This is a genomic window from Bradyrhizobium sp. LLZ17, assembly GCF_041200145.1.
In the GTDB taxonomy this organism is placed as follows: Bacteria; Pseudomonadota; Alphaproteobacteria; order Rhizobiales; family Xanthobacteraceae; genus Bradyrhizobium.
In genome coordinates, this window is sequence record NZ_CP165734.1 from 5,257,726 (window position 1) to 5,275,065 (window position 17,340).

Sequence of the window (17,340 nt, forward strand, 5' to 3'; positions counted from 1 at the left end):
CCATAGCCACAGGTGGAGTTGGTTGTGGAGACTCTGAGTGACCAGTTCGAGCCACGACTCCCCTCCGTGATTATGGGTCCCGGACATGCGCTTCGCTTCGCTGCGCTTTTCCGGGACGACAGCGGTGATTAAGGCTACACCAACCTTAACACCACCGCCCCCAGAGCTCCCGCCCACAACACGATGGCCGCGATGCCCTGGATGAAGAATCCCGGGCCGCGCTTCGCGGCCGCCTTCGAATAGCCGATGAAGTAGACGATACGGCCGATGATCCACACCGCGCCGATCCCGCCGGCGGCGGCGTCGCCGATATAGACCGCGAACAGCCACAACGACGGCAGGAAGATCGGCATCCACTCCAGCGTGTTCATCTGGATGCGGAAGGCCCGCTCGAAATCCGGGTGGCCCGACATCGCCGGCGCCTTGACGCCGGTCCTGGTGCGCGAGCGCGACACGTTCATGGATGTGAAGAAGAAAAACAGGATCGCCAGCAGCGTGACGAGCGCAGTGAGGTGGTACATGGCACATCCTTTTGAGCAGACTGCGGTTCAATAGCCGGTCAGCTCGAGATAGCCAACGCCATTATGCGTGCCGGCGAAGCTGATCGGTCCTTCCCAATAGGAGAAGCCGGTCCCCATCCAGGCCTTTGGGTTGAGCGGCTTGCAAACGATCGAGAATGATCGCGACGGGATCGTGATCTGCCATTGCACCGGCAGCCTGCGTCCCGCGACATCCGCCGTTGCCTTTGGTGTCATCTGAATGTCGTTGCCCGCAATCATCTGCGTTCGGCCGTCGGCGAAAATCCAGTTGCCGAACGGATAGTCCTTGCCATCCTTTTGACGGAGCCGGTACAGCATCAGCTTGTCGCCGGAGGCGAGATGCAGCGACAGCCAGTCCCAGCCGGTCTGGTCGGTGTCGAGCGGCTGGCTGCTCCATTCGCGGTCCATCCAGGCCTGGCCCGAGACATCGACCGGCTTGTCGTCGATCGTGATGCTGCCGCGAGCGTGAAAAAACGGTTGGCTGTAATAGTAGGACGCCTGGCCGCGCTCCGACTTGCGGCTGTAGCCGCCGTCACCTTGCAACACCACCGGACGATCCGCTTCGAGCGTCAGCGCATAGCTGAAGTCAGCGCCCGCGGCTTTCAGGGTCAGCGGCGACAAGGTGCGATCGTCGGTGCGGTCAGTTGCTTTCATCTCCCAATCGTCGATCCATGCCGCGAATGGCTTTGCCGCGACGCCGGCCTGGCCGATGCCGCCGCGCGAAAACCGCTCGTTGAAACGATGGGTATCGGCCCGCGTCACCGCGGCATGCGCCATCCAGATCTGTTGATTGGCCCAGCCCTCGCCCTGCGGCCCCGGCCGGGTCGCCTGGCGGAACAGCGTCCATTGCAGCCCGCAAGGAGCGCCGTTGCTGTCGACGAGGTTCGCGGTGAGATACCACCATTCGATGCGAAACGCCGGATGCGGCCCGTGATCGGCCGGAAAGGAGAACATCTTTCCCGGCGTCACCTGCGCGAAGCCGTCCGCCTTCTCGCCGAGCCCGGCATAACCTTGCGCGGTTGGGCGGCGCGCAAGCGCGAGCGCCGCGATGCCGCCGACAAGGGCGCGTCGCGAGATGCCGTCAGCGCTCATTGGCGAACACCTTGACGAGCGCCGCCGGCTGCATCCGCGCCAGCCGGATCATCGGCAGCAGCGCCGCAAGCAGCGACGCGACCAGTGCGACCGCGACCAGCTCGACCAGTTGCAGCGGAAACACGTGGAACGGCAGTCGCCAGCCGAACGCCTTCACGTTCACGATCGCAATCAGGCACCACGCCACCAAGAGTCCGAGCGGCACAGCCAGCAGCGATGTGAACAGCGCAACCGACAGCGTCTTGGTCAACTCGATCGCGGCGAGCCGCGGCCGCGTGATGCCGATCGCCCAGAGCGGCGCGAGCTGCGGCAGGCGCGAATTCGCCAGCGTCAGCAGGCTGGTCAGCAGCGCGATGCCGGCAACGCCAAGCGTGAAGGCGTTCAGCGCCGAGGTGACCGCAAAGGTGCGGTTGAAGATCCGGATCGACTCCGCCTTCACCGTCGCCTGGTCGGCGACGCTGCGATCGTCGAGCGAAAATTGCGCCTGCAATGCTGCGATCAATCCGGCAATCTTGTCGCGCGGAACAATAAGGCCAATCCGCGTCTGCGGCGTCTGCGGAAACTGCCGGATCAGCGCCGCGACATTGACGGCAAGCTGCCCCTTGGGATTGCCGTAATCGGCATAGATGCCGACGATGTCGAGCTCCCATGTTCCGCCCGGCGCCGGCACGTCGATGACATCGCCGACCCGGACATTCAGCCGCCGGCTCAATTGCTCGCTGATGAAGGCGGCATTGCCCGGGATGAGCTGCGTCCAGGCGCGCGGCGCGGTCTCCAGCAGCGGCCAGCGCTCGCGATAGAGCGCGTGATCGGGCAGGCCGAGCAATTCCACCGGCTGGCCCTGAACTTGAGTCTCCGCGCGGCCGCCCGACAGAATGGCTTGCACGTCGTTGCGGTCCTTCAGCCAGTTCCGGATCGCAACGGCTTGGGCGTTGTCGGAGGCGCTGATGTAGACATCAGCGGCAAGCCGCCCGTTGAGCCAGCCGACAAAGGTGCGGCTGAAGGTTTCCACCATGGTGGAGACGCCGACATTGACGGAAAGCGCGAGCAGCAGCGCCATCAGCGCCAGCGATAGTCCCGAAAGCTGTTGCCGGCTATCCGCCCAGAACCACAGCGCGAGCGGCCCTCGCGCGGTGCGTTGGCCCACGCGCAGCATGATCTCGAGCAAAGCCGGCAGGATCAGCGCTGCCCCCAGCATCAGTGCCGCCAGCACCCCGAAGCCCGCGATCAGCGAGTAGCCATAGCGCAGCAACAGCAGCGCCACCGCGAACACGGCGCAAGCAGCGACGCTTTGCAGGATCAGCCAGCGGCGCTGCCGTTGCTGCCAGGCATACGGCTGCGCCGTCGCCAGCACCGGCATCCGGATCGCCTTGATCAGGCTGGTTGCCGCCGCAACAAGCGCGCCCGCAATGCTGATGCCGATGCCGGCGAGCCACCATTCAGGTCGGAGCGTGAGCTGCCCCGGAATCTGCGCGCCATAGAGCCCGCGCAGCGACGCCGCGACGTCGGGCAACAGGGCCGCCGCGATGAAATAGCCGCAGACCAATCCGATCAGGCCGGCGACCAGTGCCAGCGCCACCAGCTCGACCACGAGCACCGTGTTGACCAGCCGCGCCGAGGCGCCGCAGGCGCGCAATGTGCGCAGCATCGGCAGCCGCTGCTCGAAGGCGAGGCCGACGGCCGAATTGACGATGAAGAGACCGACGAAGAACGACAGCAGTCCGAAGGCGGTGAGGTTGAGATGGAAGCTGTCGGTGAGGCGTTCCAGCTCGGTCTCGGCGTTCGGCTCGACCAGCTGCAGCTGGTCGCCGACGACGCTTGCGAGCGGCGCGGGCTTGCCCTTTGGCTTGCCGATCAAAAGCCGCGACACCTGATCCGGTTTGTTGAGCAGCCGCTGCGCCACGCCGATATCGACGACCAGCACCTCAGGCACGAGCTGGGGCTGCACGTGCAGCGGCGGCAGTTTTGCGCCATTGCTGATGGAGGGTGTTGCGCCTTCCGGTTGCTGCAAGTCCGTCAGCGTCTCGCGCGCCACCAGCGTCTGGCCCGGCGCGTCGACGAAGCTGCTCAAATCCGCGGCCCCAAGGCGCGGCGCATTGCCGACATCGCTCGGCAGCGTCACCGGCTCGATGCCGAGCAGCCGCACCGAGCGGCCGTTGAGCTGCACGCGGCCTTCCAGCACCGGCGAGACCGGCCAACCCGCGCGCCGGAGCTTGACGAAAAACTCTTGCGGGAAGGTCGCCGCATTCGGCACGACCAGCATCGCCGTGCGCACGCCGCCAAATGTCGCCGCCGCGCGGTCATAGGCGTTGCGGGCCTGCTGATTGATCGCCTGCACTCCGCTCCACAACGCAGTCGCCGCGATCAGCCCGATCAGCAGCGTCGCGAACTGCATCTTGTGGCGCCGCCAATGGCTGAGCAGCACGGCGAGCACCCACAGCGCGCGCCTCATGCGATCCGTCCCGCATGCAGGATGACGTGGCGGTCGAGCGTACCGGCGAGATGCAGGCTGTGCGTCACCATCAGGAAGCCGCAGCCGGTGCGCGCGACGAGGTCGCGCGTCAGCGCCAGCACGTCATTGGCGGTGGCTTCGTCGAGATTGCCGGTCGGCTCGTCCGCGAGCAGCAGCGACGGCTTTGTCGCCAGCGCCCGGCCGATCGCGACCCGCTGCTGCTGGCCACCGGACAGTTGCTCGGGGTAACGCTTCAACAGGCCGCCGAGCCCGAGGCGCTCGACCAGTTCCGTGTGCCAGCTCGCATCATGCCGTCCGGCGATCCGGGCCTGGAAGGCGAGATTGTCCGCGACCGAGAGGCTCGGGATCAGGTTGAACTGCTGAAAAACTAGGCCGATCCGGTCGCGCCGCACTGCGGCGCGGCCCGCGTCCGACAGCTTGCTCACCTCAATGTCCTCCAGCCGGATCGTGCCGTCATCAGCGGCATCCAGCCCCGCGATCAGGTGCAACAGCGTGCTCTTGCCGCTGCCGGATTCGCCGGTCAGCGCAACGCGCTCACCGGCCTTGAGCTCGAGATCGACGCCGCGCAACACGTGCACCGGCTCGCCGGCCGATGCGAAGGTTTTTGAGAGGTTTTTGATGCTCAGCAAGATGAATGGCGCCGGACGGAATTAACGGAAATGCTGCGTAGCACAGTTGATGCGGAAATGCCGGGGTTGCGTTGCCGTTCAAGCCGTTGTTAGCTTCAACAACGGCCAAATCAAAAAGTACCAAAGACAGACGGGGAGAATGATGAGCGCTCAGGGAACGCCCATGGTGGCGGGCAAGACGGCGGGGGCAGCTGCGGCGACTCCGAAGCACGCTTGGACCGTTACCTTTCTCCTGTTTCTGTTCATGCTGGTGAACTTCGCCGACAAGATCGTCGTCGGCCTCGCCGGTGTTCCGATCATGACCGATTTGAAGCTCGATCCGGAGCAGTTCGGCCTGCTCGGCTCCTCGTTCTTCTTCCTGTTCTCGATCTCCGCCATCGTGGTCGGCTTTATCGTCAACAAGGTGGCGACGCGCTGGGTGCTGCTGACCCTGGCGGTGATCTGGGCACTGGCGCAGTTTCCGATGGTCGGTACCGTCAGCTTCACCACGCTTCTGATCTGCCGCATCGTGCTGGGTGCCGGCGAAGGCCCGGCGGCTGCGGTGGCGATGCACGCCGTCTACAAATGGTTCCCCAACGAGAAGCGCACGCTGCCGACCGCGATCCTGTCGCAGGGTTCGGCCTTCGGTGTCATCCTGGCGGTGCCGGCGTTGAACTGGGTGATCGTCAATCATTCCTGGCACTATGCTTTCGGTGCGCTCGGCGTTGCCGGCCTGATCTGGGTCGCGGCCTGGCTCGCGCTCGGCAAGGAAGGTCCACTGGACACCGATGAATCCGCGGTTGCCGAGCCCAAGATCTCCTATGTGCAGCTCCTGACCTCGCGCACCTTCATCGGCTGCGTGGCCGCGACCTTTGGCGCCTATTGGGCCCTGTCGCTGGGCCTCACCTGGTTCACGTCCTTCATCATCAAGGGACTCGGCTTCTCGCAATCGAACGCCGGCTGGATCTCGATCCTGCCCTGGGTGTTCGGCGCGACCATCGTGATCCTGACCGGCTGGATATCGCAGGTGATGACGGCGCGCGGCTACACGACGCGTGTCTCGCGCGGCGTGCTCGGCTCGGTGCCGCTGATCATCGGCGGCCTGATCCTGGCGGCAATGCCGTATGTCCCCGGCGTGGGCCTGAAGATCGTGTTGCTCGTGGTGGGCCCCGGGCTCTGCGGCGCGATCTATGTCGTGTGCCCGGCGATGCTCGGTGAATTCACGCCGACGTCGCAGCGCGGTGCGATCCTCGCGATCTACGGCGCGCTCTATACGCTCTCGGGCATCATTGCACCCAGCGTGATGGGCACCGTGATCCAGCGCGCCGGCAACATGGTCGACGGCTACATGACCGGCTTCACCATCAATGCCGTGATCATGGTCGGCTCCGGCCTGCTCGGGCTGCTCCTGCTCTGGCCGAATACAGAGAAGGCCAGGCTGACGCGCGGTGCGGTTCCGCAGGCCGCAGCGCTGAAGGGTGTGGTGTCGCCGACGTAAGAAGGCTTGGCGCCGCCTCAGACCTCCTGTCGTCCCGGACAAGCGCAGCGAAGCGGAGCGCAGATCCGGGACCCATAACTACAGGGGAGGTGTTTGGCGAAGACTCAGAATTGCCAGTCTCGCGCCACAACTGCTCCTTGGGGTAATGGGTCCTGGCTTTCGCCAGGACGACCACTGAATTTGTAGCTACGCCTTGCCCTGCGCCCGCCGCTCCGTGAACGGCGACAGCACCACCGTTGCCACCATGAAGATCACCGAGGCGCCGAACACCCAGTGCGGCGCACTCTGGTCCATGATCCAGCCGAACAGCAGCGGGCTGACGATGCCGCCGAGATTGAAGCCGGTGGAGACGATGCCGAAGGCGCGCCCCGCAGCACCGGGAGGCGCGGCATTGCGCACCAGCATGTCGCGCGAGGGGGCGATCACGCCGGAGAGGAAGCCCGCGGCGGTCATAGTCGCGGTGAGCGCCCAGCCGGGCAGCGCCACAAGCGCGATCAAGAGCACGATGGCCGCATTCGCGGCAAAGCAGGCGGCTGCGACATAGCCGTGGCGCTCGGTATGATCGGCGAGGAAGCCGCCCGCAAGCACGCCGGCGGCGCTGGCTGCGAGAAAGGCGGTCAGCGCGACATTGGCGGCGGAGTAGGACGCGCCATAGCCGCTCATCAGCGCCACCACGCCGAAATTGTTGATGCCGGCAACCGACAGGCTCAGCAGCATGAACAGCGCGGTCAGCGTGATCAGCGCCGGGGTGATCACGGCCTGCTTCGGCGCGTTCGCGCTGGCCGGCTTGTTCTTGTGCGCGCCGGCATCGGGAATGTTCATGGTGACCAGCAGCAGGGCCACCAGCAGGCCGATGACACCCGACGCGATCAGCGCGCCGACGCCGCCAGACACCGTGACCAGCGCAGCGACGATCGCGGGTGCAACCGCGCCGCCGAGATAGCCGGCAAAAGTGTGGATCGAGAAGGCGCGGCCCATCCGCGCCTCATCCATGTGCTCGGCCAGGATTGCGTAATCGGCGGGATGATAGACGCTGTTGGCGAGCCCAAGCAGCACGGCGCAGGCGATCAGCGAGGCATAGCTCAGGTGCACACCGAGCAGCATCAGCGCGAGCCCGCCAAGCGTCAGTCCACCCAGCAAAATCCTGCGCGCACCGAAATGATCGACCAGATAGCCGGTCGGCGCCTGCGTCAGCCCGGATACGACCGCAGATACGGTCAGCGCGAAGCCGAGCTCGACATAGCCGACCCCAAGCTGGCTCTTGAGGAACGGAAACAGCATCGGCAGGACCAGCAGATGGAAATGGCTGACCCAATGCGCGATCGAGATCCCGGTCAGCGTGCGCAGCGCGCTGTCCGCCTTGCCCTGTTGCGGTGCAGCGAGAACGTCGACCATTGCAGTTCCGTTTCACTCCCGAGGGAGCGGAAACTATCGGGCAGAGCGGTTATTTGTCCATGAACGCGGGCGCATGGCAGGTAGTGCGGGTGGGGGCGTGAGGGTCGACTGGTCGCCTCCACATCGCCCCTCCCGGCGAAGCGCGAGCTCCATCCTCAATGTCGCCCCGGCGAAGGCCGGGACCCATAACCCCAGGGAGCGGTTTGGCGAAGACTCGTCGTTCGGTACTGCGACCGACCTCAATCGAAGGATCACGCGGTATGGATCCCGGCCTTCGCCGGGACGACACGGAAGATGTCGCGCGAGCGCGTTGTCAAAACGCGCGTCGCCGCTAGCCTCACAACGGCTCGTCATCCGGCCCGTATCGATCGCGCTTCGGCGTGGCGATGTCGCCGTCCTCGTACTCGTCGTCGTTGTCGCGCGGCGGCGGAGGCTTCTTCGCCTTGTCGTCCGGCCTCTTGGGCGGTTCGGCTGGTTTGGCGGTCTTGGCCATGGCTGTTCCGGACGGTGATGCTGCATCCGATGCTACCCGCAAAACATATGCGGTTGCTGACTTATCTCAAGCCGCGATCACAGCGGTCAGGTGCACAGCACCGGCCCACCCGCCTTCTTCCAGGCGTCGATGCCGCCGGCGATGTGGGCAGTATTGGTGAGGCCGGCGTCCTTGGCCGCAGCGACGGCCATCGCCGAACGCTCGCCGAACGCGCAGAAGAACACGATGCGGCGACCGGTCGCGGCCGCGACCTCGCGCAGCATGCCGCCGGGCTTGAGGCTCTCCTCGACGGAGGGATAGGGCGTGTGCAGCGCGCCCTCGAGCGTGCCGTGCTTGGCGCGCTCGTTGCTCTCGCGCAGATCGACCAGCAGCAGGTCCGGCCGGCCGAGGATGCGAATCGCCTCCGCCGCGCTGAGCGCGCGCCCCTCTTTCTCCAGTTCCTCCTGATGCAGCCCGACATGCATGTTGGCCGGCACCGCCACGTCCATCATCTTCGGATTGGGCAGCTTCAGATTGGCCATCAGCTCGATATATTCGTCGACCGATCGCACTTGCAGCCGCGGATTGTAGCGCTTCTCCTCGCCGATGGTGGAGACGGTGTCGCCCTTGTAATCATGCGCCGGGAACACCATCGTCTCGTCCGGAAGCTTGAGCAGACGGTTGAAGATCGATTCGTATTGCGCGCGGGAAGAGCCGTTCTGGAAATCGGTGCGCCCAGTGCCGCGGATCAGCAGCGTGTCGCCGGTGAAGACGCGGTCGCCCATCAAATAGGAATAGGAATCGTCGGTGTGGCCGGGCGTGTACATCACGTCGAGCGACAGGCCCTCGATGGTCACCTTGTCGCCGTCGGCAACTCATGGCCACCACGTCGGCCTTGGTCTGATCGCCCATCACGGTCATGCAATGGGTGCGGTCGCGCAGCTCGCCGAGGCCGGTGACGTGGTCGGCATGCAAATGGGTGTCGACCGCCTTGACCAGCTTGAGGTCGAGCTCGCGCAGCAGCTGGCAATAGCGGTCGACCTTCTCCAGCACAGGATCGAGGATCAGCGCCTCGCCGCCGGCGCGGCTGGCCAGGACGTAGCTGTAGGTGCCCGAAACGCTGTCAAAGAGCTGGCGGAAGATCATGGCAAGGCCCGGCGTGAATTGATTTCGAAATTCTACTACGGGGCGGGCCAGAAAGAGAAGCAATGTGCTGTTGAAACAGGATAGTTTAGAAGATTATTGTTGCACCGCCCACGGCCGTCATTCCCCGCGAAAGCGGGGAATCCAGTACGCCGCGGCCTCTCCGTATCCCTCGCTGTCTCTGGAATACTGGATCGCCCGGTCAAGCCGGGCGATGACGGCGAGTGTGTTGCGCGGGCGTGCCCTGCCCCAGCGTGCCGGAAGACCCCTACGGCCTCACTACCGTGTAGCCATTCTCCGCCAGAAACAGGATCTGCCCGACCCCGACCTGCACCGGCGCGGCAGCGGGAATGAAGTCCGGCCGCTTTCCGGTTTCCCGTTCGATGGTGTCGACGGTGTTGAGGCAGATGTCGAAACGGACGCCCTGGGCGATCAGGCTTTCGACCTGCTTGCGGCGGTCGCTGCCGGCGAGCAGAAGGTCGATGCCGGGACCGAACGTCACCACTTCGATCGCGACCTTGTCCGGGTCGTAGAACTTCAGGAGGTTGTTGGCGACGCTCAGCACCAGCGCCTGCTTCTTCGCGTCATTGTCGGACAGTTGCAGCACGATCTTGTGCTCTGCGAACGGCTTGTCCTGGAGCGGCACCTGTTGCGCCAAGCTCTGCTGCGCCAACGCCCGATGGCTCACGGCCAGTAGCATCGCGCTTAAGGACAACAGCGCCAGCATGATCGCGCGAAAGAGTTGCAAGCGCGTCACCCCTGTCCCACAATTCCCGGATTGCCCTCGACGCCCTTCAGAGTGACGCCGGATCCGAGCCGCTCCGGCATCATCCGGCCGGAGCGCAGATAATTACTCACCACATCCCAAGCCGGCGCGCCCTGCTGCGCGTTGACGGAAGCCCAGCCCGCGACCTTGTAGCGATGGGCGGCGAGCAATGTCTTGCCGCTGTCGAGCTTCAGGTCCGAGATGTGGCTGCCGATCGCATTGGTCGGCGTGCAGGTGTAGCTGAGACCGCCGGCGCGGACCATGTCGCCGCCCTGCTGGTAGTAGGGATCGGTGTTGAAGAGATTGTCGCAGACGTCTTCCAGCACGTTTTTGATCTCGGCGCCGGTCATCTCCTGCACATAGGTCTCGGAATAGGTGATCGCGGTTTCCGCGAGCAGATCCTCCATCGTCAGCGGCTGGCCGGGCAGTGCGGTGACGCCCCAGCGGAAGCCCGGCGACAGCGCGATCTCGGCGTCGAGCTCGGTGCGCAGCGCCGTGCAGATCAGATCGTCCACCGGGCCGGCGAAATTGTCGCGGCGATAGAGCAGGCGGTCGGGTGTTGCGATCTTCTCCGACCAGTCCGTCGCGAACGGCGCGCGCACCCGGCCGATCAGCTCGGCCATCGCGGGATCGGGTTTCAGCAGCTCGGAATAGACCGGCAGCAGATGATATTTGACGTCGCGGACCTTGCCCTTGTCGAGCGCGAGATCGAGCACGGCCAGGAATTTTCCGTTGGAGCCGGCATTGGTGACCAGCGTCATGCCGCTCGGGTTCTTCACCGCAACAGGCTGCGGAACGGCGTCATGGGTATGGCCGCCCAAGATGACGTCGATGCCGGTCACGCGGCTCGCGAGCTTGAGGTCGACATCCATGCCGTTGTGCGAGAGCAGGATGACGGCATCGACCTTGTCGGCGCCACGCAACGCATCGACGTGCTTCTGCAACTCCTCCTCGCGAATGCCGAAGGTCCAGTCCGGCGTGAACCGCTTGGGATGCGCGATCGGCACGTAAGGAAAAGCCTGGCCTATGATCGCGACGCGGTAGCCGCCGAGCTCCTTGATCGTCGAGGGTTTGAACACGCGGCCGCTCGCTCTGTCGAAGGCGGGGGCGTCGTTGAACGCGGCCTCCTCGGTCAGGAACACATTCTGCGCCAGAAACTCGCCCTTGAAGCGCTCAAGATTGTTGCGCAGCGTCTGCTCGCCATACGTGAATTCCCAATGCCCCGTCATCGCCTCGACGCCGAGCAGGTTGGCGGCCTCGACCATGTCGCGGCCCTGCATGATGTTGGCAAGCCCCGTGCCCTGCCAGAGATCTCCGCCGTCAACCAGCACGGAGTGCTTCTCGCCGGCATCGCCGCGGAGACGATCGATCAGGGTCTTCAGATGCGCGAAACCGCCGAGCTTGCCGAAGCGGGTTGCGGACTTCTCGAACTCCACGCAGGTGAACGCATGCGCATCCGCACTGTCGGGCCGGATTCCGAATCGCTCCAGGAACGCGCGGCCGACCAGATGCGGAGGCCGTCCTGCCATCTCGCCGATACCGATATTGACGCTGGGCTCGCGGAAATAGACCGGATTGAGCTGCGCATGAGTGTCGGTGAGGTGCAGGATGCGCGCATTGCCGAAGCGCTCGATGTCGTAAATGCTCGCGGCCTCGGCGGCACGCGCAAGCCGCGGCACGCCGAGCGTTGCGGCGGCAGCGGCTGTGCTCTTCAGGAAATCGCGGCGGCGGATCGCCATCCAAGTTTCTCCGCGCCTATTCTCGGCAGTTCGACGGTTCCATCGCGATTTAGTCTAGCGGATTTCCATGGCCTTCCAGGCCTCTTTTTCAGACCTGGCCTGGAAGATCGACGCTTTCGCCAGAGCTTCGGCCTCCTTGGCGGCCGCCAGGGCGCGGTCGAAATCGCTGCTGTCGGCGGCCTTCTTCGCAGCAGCCAGGGTCGAGACGGTGGTGGTCCACTGGTTGCGCAGGTCTGCGGCCTCCTTGAATGCGGCTTCTGCGGCGGCATAGGCCGCCTTGTAGTCCGTCTCGTTTGCGGCGCGCGCGGGCGGCGCGACGGTCAGCGCCAGCAGCATGGCGAGAGCAAGTGACCGCTTCATGGCCGCGCTCCCGGCCCCGAAATCGGCAGGCCATTGGCGACGTAAGAGAGGAAATATTCAACGTCCCGATATTCATCCGCCTGCGGCTCCAGCGGGACCGCGCGGGTCTGGCTGTTGCAGGTGATGAAGCGGCGGCTGGTCGTGCCCATGCCGCTCCATTCGGAGCGGTAGATCGGCATTGCGTTGAGAATGCCGAGAGCCGGCGCCAGCACCTCGGCGCGGATGCGCTCACCCGGGCTCTGCACATGACAGCTCGCGCAGGAGAAATTCAGCTGGCCGCGCCTTGTGTAGAAATAGCGCTTGCCGTTCTCGAAGGCCTCGAGCGCGCGGGGATCATCGGGAATCCTGATGTCCATCGGCTTGCCGCGCGAGGTGAAGGCCATGTAGGCGGTCAGCGAGGCCATCTCGTCCTTCACATAGGAGTAGGGCGCCTCGCCATTGGCCTCGCGGCAACGGTTGAGCGCGAGCTCCAGGGTGACGACCTTGCCTTCTTTCGTGTCGAAATAGGGATAGTTCTGGCGAATGCCGATGCCGCCATTCGGGAAGCAATCGGCGTAGGTTTTGCCGTTCTTGAACGGTGTCGAAAACATCTCCTTGCCGGCATCGAGCGCGAACTCGTAGGGCGGAAACTCTTCCTTCTCCTGCCACTGCCGCTTCATGTCCTCGTTCATGGAATAAGGACCGTTGACGAAATCCTCGTGCTTCACATTTGGAAATTTCCGGAAGAAGAAATTCTGGAACGCCTTTGCGTCGGCGGCAGGGTCGACCTTGTCGGCGGCGCTCACGCCCGCAGAGGCGAGCGCGACCGCGACAAGGGCGGCGCTCAAGGAGCCAAATAGGAGAGTGAAGCGGGCCTTCATCACGAAATCTTCGCGGTGGTCGTGTCCGACCCACCCTTGTTGTCGGTCCAGGAGATCTTGAGATCGTCGCCCTTCTTGGCGCCCTTGAAGCTGAACTTGACGTAAGGGTCCTTGGAAACCGCGGTGCCCCAATTGGCGACGAAAACGTCCTTGCCGTTACATTCGAACTTCAGCTCCTGGATGTAGTGCGCGGGGATCAACTCGCCCTTGGAATCCTTGACCAGACCGGTATCCATGGGGTGCTGGATCAGCGTCTGCACCTCGGTGATATCGCCGTTGGACGTTGCGCGGACGCGAATGGTGGATGCCATCTCGGTTCTCCTTAGCCGCCACAGCCGCCGACGGTGACCTTGACCTCTTTGGTCGCGCTGTAGAGCTTGCCGTCGGCTTCCACGATTGCGACCACGTTGCTGGTCTTGGCCATCTTCAGGCGGTTGGCGACGCTCGGCACCGTGCCGTCGGGAATCCTGTAGGACGCCGCAAGTGCGTTCGGGTTTTCGGCGACGAAGAACGAGATCGAGGTCACCTTGTCGAGCGTCGTCGTCACCGAGATCGGCACCACAGCGCCATTCTCGGCGATCTCGGGCGCATCGAGCTTGACCTTGTCGGAGGGCTCGGCGGTCTTGCCGTAGAGCGCCTTGATCGCGTCGGCCTCGTTCTTGAGCTTGAACGCCTCTTCAGGATATTTGTCGTTGGCTGCGGCGTGCGCGGGCGCGAACGGCAGATTGCCGAGGCCGATCAGCGCGACCGAGGCCGCGCCCTGAAGGATCAGGCGTCGCGTCGGATGAGGGCCGGTGGGTGTGGTCATCTAAACTCTCCTGGGCCCGCCGTTACAACGTTTGCAGGAAATCAACGATGGCGTTGATCTCCTGTTCGGTCAGAATGCGGTTGCGGCCGAACGGCGGCATCATGGTCTGCGGATTGCGCTTGGTCTCGTCGAACAGGATCGCGACCAGCTCGTTGCGATCGGGGTATTTCGCCTTGAGGCCCTTCAGCTCCGGCCCGATCGTTCCCGGCAGGTCGCCGCCCTTGATGACATGGCAGGTCAGGCAATTGCCCTTGCCGCGGTCGAACGCGAGTTTCTGGCCCTCGGCCACAGCGGACTGGGCCCATGCCGGTGCGGCGGCCAAGTTGGCGAGGGCGACCAGCGTGAGCAGCAGGGCCGGCTTGCAAGGAAAGGCGGTCAAGGCGTCGTCCTGAAGCGTTATGGGTACGGAAAACATAGTGCTCAAAAGCACACCCGGCATGTCCTGACAATCAAGACTATGCGGGCTGCAAAATGGAGTTAATATCTTCCGCATTGCAATTGAAGGGATTATTTTGCTCAGGATTCGGTCCGTGGGCGCGGGCCGGTGATTTTGGAGCGTTTGGGCGCTCGTTCTGTTTTCATCTTCGTTCTCCAGTTTTCAGGGGACCTCAATTGGCTGATTATGTCGTCGAATTTGGCCGGGACGGCGGTCGGGTCGAATCCGACGGCCGGCTCGATGCGCCGGCCTTTCACCGCAACCACGAGCCGCTCTGGGCGGTGCTTGAAAAGCACCTTGCCGGGAGCGCCGGCGACGCAGTCGAAGTCGGCAGCGGAACCGGCCAGCACGTGGTCTATTTCGCCCGCCATACGCCCGATCTCGTCTGGTGGCCCAGCGACCTCAACCAGCGGCACGTCAAGAGCATCGAGGCGTGGCGGGTGCATTCCGGCCTGCAAAACATCCGCACGCCGCTGCGGATTGATCTGTCCGATCCCGACTGGTGCCCGGAGATGAACAGCGGGCAGGGACCGAAGAGCCTCGCGGCCGTGTTCTGCGCCAACGTCATCCACATCGCGCCCTGGGCCGTGGCCGAGGGCCTGTTCGCCGGCGCCGGCCGTTACTTGCGCCCCGACGGCAAGCTGTTTCTTTACGGCCCGTTCAAGCGCGACGGCAAGCACACCACGCTCAGCAACGCGGTGTTCGACACCTCTTTGCGCGACGGCAATCCCGATTGGGGCGTGCGCGATCTCAGCGACGTCGAGAAGCTGGCGCGAGGCGTCGGCCTCAACCTGATCGAAGCGACAGACATGCCCGCGAACAATCTGACGCTGGTGTTCGGGCGCTAAGCCACGAAGGCAGTGATCTCCCTCCCCCGCCTGCGGGGGAGGGCTGGGGAGAGGGTGTCTCAACAACGGGACATCCCCTAGAGGAGAAAACCCTCACCCGCCGCGCGCGGGACGATGCTTCGCATCGCCCGGGGCGCGTCGACCTCTCCCGCAAGCGGGAGAGGTAAGCGGCGCCCGCGGCCTGCACTTTTCGAGACGCCGTCACGCCTCGCCATCGCGCCACCCGATCTTGTCCTTCAAAAACTGAAATCCAAGCACCTCGAAGCCGGCGCGTTCCTTGTTGTCCTTGCCGTAGCCGTGGCCGCCTGCTCCCGGCTCGTAGAAATAAGCCTCGTAGCCCATCGCCTGGAGCTTTGCCGCCATCTTGCGCGCGTGGCCGGGATGGACACGGTCGTCGCGCCGCGTGGTGGCGATCAGGATCGGCGGATAGGGCTGTCCGGGCTTTGCATTGTGATAGGCGGAGTAGGTCTTCAGCCAGTCCCACTGCTCGGGCTTGTCGGGATCGCCATATTCCGCGATCCAGCTCGCGCCGGCGAGCAGCCTGGTGTAGCGGCGCATGTCGATCAGCGGGATCGTGCAGAACAGCGCGCCGAAGCGCTCGGGGTAGCGCACCAGCATGTTGGTGATGAGAATGCCGCCGTTCGATCCGCCCTGCGCCGCGATGCGTTTCGCTTTGGTGACGCCGCGGCGCACGAGATCGGCGGCGACCGCCGCGAAATCATCGTGCGACAATGTCTTGCCGGCGAGCCGGCCGGCATCGTGCCAGCGCGTGCCGAACTCGCCGCCGCCGCGCAAATTCGCCTGCACGACGGTGCCGCCGCGCTCCAGCCACAGCTTGCCGAGAGCGGAGTTGTAATAGGGCTTCACCGCGAGTCCGAAGCCGCCATAGGCGGTCATATAAACCGGCGCATCGCCGGTCTCCTCAGCGGGACCGGTCTGCACATAGGGAATGCGCTCGCCGTCGGTCGAAATGGCCTCGTGCTGCGTCACCACGAGGCCCTCGGGATTGAACGTCTTCGGCGCCTGTTTCAGCACGGTCGGGCTTTCGACGCCGCGCTCGATCAGCAGCAGCGACGCCGGCGTCAGCGGGTCCTGCACATTGGCAAGCAGATCGCCATTGCTCTCGGATTCGTGGTGATCGAGGCTCCAGACGTCGACCACGCCAATGTCGGGCAGTCCTTGCAGCCGCTGCCGGTTCCAGCCTGCTGCCGACGGCGTGCAGATCTCGAACACCGGCCGCAACTCGTCGAGGATGGACAGCACAAGCCTGCCGCCGCTCCAGGAAAACCCCTGTAACGCGCGCCGCGATCCCGGCTCGAACAACACGGTGAAGTCGCGGCTGCCGGCCAGGAACGCGGAGAGCGAAATGCCGAGCATCGCGTCGGCGGCGTAAGTGTGTCCCGCGACCGACCAGGTCTCGCGCGGCTTGATCGACAGCCAGTCCTGGTGCGCTTGCATCCAGATGTTGCTGGGCAGGTCGAGTTTTGCGATTGCGCCGGCTGTGGTGCCAATCGAGGAGCGAAAATTGAAGAAGTCGGATTGGTCGATGAACCAGATACGCTGTGCCGGCACGGTGTCGTCGACGTTGCTATAAACTCGCATATGGTCGGGCGTCGTCTCGAACACCACTGGCGCCTGGTCGACGCTGCTCCCGCGCCGCCACAGCCGCACCGTCCTCGCGTAGCCCGATGTCGTGGCCATGCCCTCGCCAAGCGCGCTGGAGAGCAGCAGCGTGTCGGCGTCGACCCAATCGACGCTGCTCTTGGCTTCCGCCAGAAAGAAGCCATCAGCCACGAAGCTCTTCGTCTCGACCTCGAATTCGCGCAACGTGACGGCATCGCTCCCGCCGCGCGACAGGCTCAAAATGACTCGAGAGCTTCGGGGTCGCGCGGCCACGCCGCCAAAGAGCCAGTCCTCGCCCTCACTCGCGGCGAGTTGGTCGATGTCGAGCAGGATCTCCCAGGACGGTTCAGGCTTGCGAAACTCTGCAAGCGTGGTGCGCCGCCACAGCCCGCGTGGATGGCCGGCGTCCTTCCAAAGATTATGGAGCCAGCCGCCGCGACGCCGCACATAGGGAATGTTGTCGGGACGATCGTAGATCGCGGCGAGCGCGTCGCGGTCGCGCTCGAATGCTGCGCCACCGAATGCTTGCAGCGTCAGACGGTTCTGCCGCTCGACGAAATCCAGCGCCGGTGCGCCTTCGATCTCCTCAAGCCAGAGCCAGGGATCGTCGTCGGGCTTGTCAAGCGTAGGCTTGTCGTCGATGGACATGATCGAAACTCCGAAACGTCGCGGCGGATAGG

At 64.5% G+C, this 17,340-nt stretch carries 16 protein-coding genes and 1 pseudogene; 2 read left to right on the plus strand and 15 right to left on the minus strand.

What is annotated here, in order from left to right; all coding sequences use genetic code 11:
• Positions 1–134 precede the first annotated feature (134 nt).
• From AB8Z38_RS25270 to AB8Z38_RS25285, 4 genes are read right to left on the minus strand one after another with little or no spacing between them, the layout of a single operon-like run.
• A complete protein-coding gene (locus tag AB8Z38_RS25270; protein ID WP_369720462.1) occupies positions 135–521 on the minus strand; it encodes an MAPEG family protein in 387 nt (128 codons plus the stop codon).
• A 27-nt stretch (positions 522–548) separates the two neighbouring features.
• Entirely contained in the window at positions 549–1,631 is a 1,083-nt protein-coding gene (locus AB8Z38_RS25275) for a lipocalin-like domain-containing protein (RefSeq protein ID WP_369720463.1), read from the minus strand.
• The gene (locus AB8Z38_RS25280; RefSeq protein WP_369720464.1) at positions 1,621–4,083 is read right to left on the minus strand and encodes an ABC transporter permease; all 2,463 of its coding nucleotides are present in this window, start codon (positions 4,081–4,083) and stop codon (positions 1,621–1,623) included. The genes AB8Z38_RS25275 and AB8Z38_RS25280 overlap by 11 nt, the downstream gene beginning before the upstream one ends.
• Positions 4,080–4,733 (minus strand): ABC transporter ATP-binding protein, encoded by a 654-nt coding sequence (locus AB8Z38_RS25285; protein WP_369720465.1) that lies wholly within the window; start codon positions 4,731–4,733, stop codon positions 4,080–4,082. The genes AB8Z38_RS25280 and AB8Z38_RS25285 overlap by 4 nt, the downstream gene beginning before the upstream one ends.
• Before the next feature lie 142 nt (positions 4,734–4,875).
• Here AB8Z38_RS25285 and AB8Z38_RS25290 point away from each other — a divergent pair, with 142 nt between their 5' ends.
• On the plus strand, positions 4,876–6,210 hold the full coding sequence (locus AB8Z38_RS25290) for an MFS transporter (RefSeq protein ID WP_369720466.1): 1,335 nt from the start codon (positions 4,876–4,878) through the stop codon (positions 6,208–6,210).
• Between the two features lie 186 nt (positions 6,211–6,396).
• Here the strand turns inward: AB8Z38_RS25290 and AB8Z38_RS25295 are convergent, their stop codons facing one another.
• The 10 genes and pseudogenes from AB8Z38_RS25295 to soxX form a co-directional block, all read right to left on the minus strand.
• Positions 6,397–7,605: an MFS transporter gene (locus AB8Z38_RS25295; RefSeq protein ID WP_369720467.1), complete on the minus strand. Its 1,209-nt coding sequence runs from the start codon at positions 7,603–7,605 to the stop codon at positions 6,397–6,399.
• 337 nt (positions 7,606–7,942) lie between these two features.
• The gene (locus AB8Z38_RS25300; RefSeq protein ID WP_369720468.1) at positions 7,943–8,098 is read right to left on the minus strand and encodes a hypothetical protein; all 156 of its coding nucleotides are present in this window, start codon (positions 8,096–8,098) and stop codon (positions 7,943–7,945) included.
• 86 nt (positions 8,099–8,184) lie between these two features.
• Positions 8,185–9,223, minus strand: a pseudogene (locus AB8Z38_RS25305) (MBL fold metallo-hydrolase).
• A 265-nt stretch (positions 9,224–9,488) separates the two neighbouring features.
• Positions 9,489–9,920, minus strand: a complete 432-nt coding sequence (locus AB8Z38_RS25310) for a hypothetical protein (protein ID WP_369726603.1) — start codon at positions 9,918–9,920, stop codon at positions 9,489–9,491.
• 53 nt (positions 9,921–9,973) lie between these two features.
• A complete protein-coding gene (soxB, locus tag AB8Z38_RS25315; RefSeq protein ID WP_369720469.1) occupies positions 9,974–11,725 on the minus strand; it encodes a thiosulfohydrolase SoxB in 1,752 nt (583 codons plus the stop codon).
• A 54-nt stretch (positions 11,726–11,779) separates the two neighbouring features.
• A complete protein-coding gene (locus tag AB8Z38_RS25320) occupies positions 11,780–12,085 on the minus strand; it encodes a hypothetical protein (protein ID WP_369720470.1) in 306 nt (101 codons plus the stop codon).
• On the minus strand, positions 12,082–12,945 hold the full coding sequence (gene soxA, locus AB8Z38_RS25325) for a sulfur oxidation c-type cytochrome SoxA (protein WP_369720471.1): 864 nt from the start codon (positions 12,943–12,945) through the stop codon (positions 12,082–12,084). The genes AB8Z38_RS25320 and soxA overlap by 4 nt, the downstream gene beginning before the upstream one ends.
• A complete protein-coding gene (soxZ, locus tag AB8Z38_RS25330; protein WP_369720472.1) occupies positions 12,945–13,256 on the minus strand; it encodes a thiosulfate oxidation carrier complex protein SoxZ in 312 nt (103 codons plus the stop codon). The genes soxA and soxZ overlap by 1 nt, the downstream gene beginning before the upstream one ends.
• A gap of 11 nt (positions 13,257–13,267) precedes the next feature.
• Positions 13,268–13,753 carry a thiosulfate oxidation carrier protein SoxY gene (gene soxY, locus AB8Z38_RS25335; protein ID WP_369720473.1) on the minus strand — a complete coding sequence of 162 codons (486 nt, stop codon included), beginning with the start codon at positions 13,751–13,753 and terminating at the stop codon, positions 13,268–13,270.
• Between the two features lie 22 nt (positions 13,754–13,775).
• Entirely contained in the window at positions 13,776–14,132 is a 357-nt protein-coding gene (gene soxX / locus AB8Z38_RS25340) for a sulfur oxidation c-type cytochrome SoxX (protein ID WP_369720474.1), read from the minus strand.
• A 233-nt stretch (positions 14,133–14,365) separates the two neighbouring features.
• On the opposite strand from soxX, the gene AB8Z38_RS25345 reads away from it, so the two are divergent.
• Positions 14,366–15,037, plus strand: a complete 672-nt coding sequence (locus AB8Z38_RS25345; protein WP_369720475.1) for a DUF938 domain-containing protein — start codon at positions 14,366–14,368, stop codon at positions 15,035–15,037.
• Between the two features lie 201 nt (positions 15,038–15,238).
• Here AB8Z38_RS25345 and AB8Z38_RS25350 read toward each other — a convergent pair whose 3' ends face one another.
• The gene (locus AB8Z38_RS25350) at positions 15,239–17,308 is read right to left on the minus strand and encodes a prolyl oligopeptidase family protein (protein WP_369720476.1); all 2,070 of its coding nucleotides are present in this window, start codon (positions 17,306–17,308) and stop codon (positions 15,239–15,241) included.
• Between the last annotated feature and the right edge of the window lie 32 nt (positions 17,309–17,340).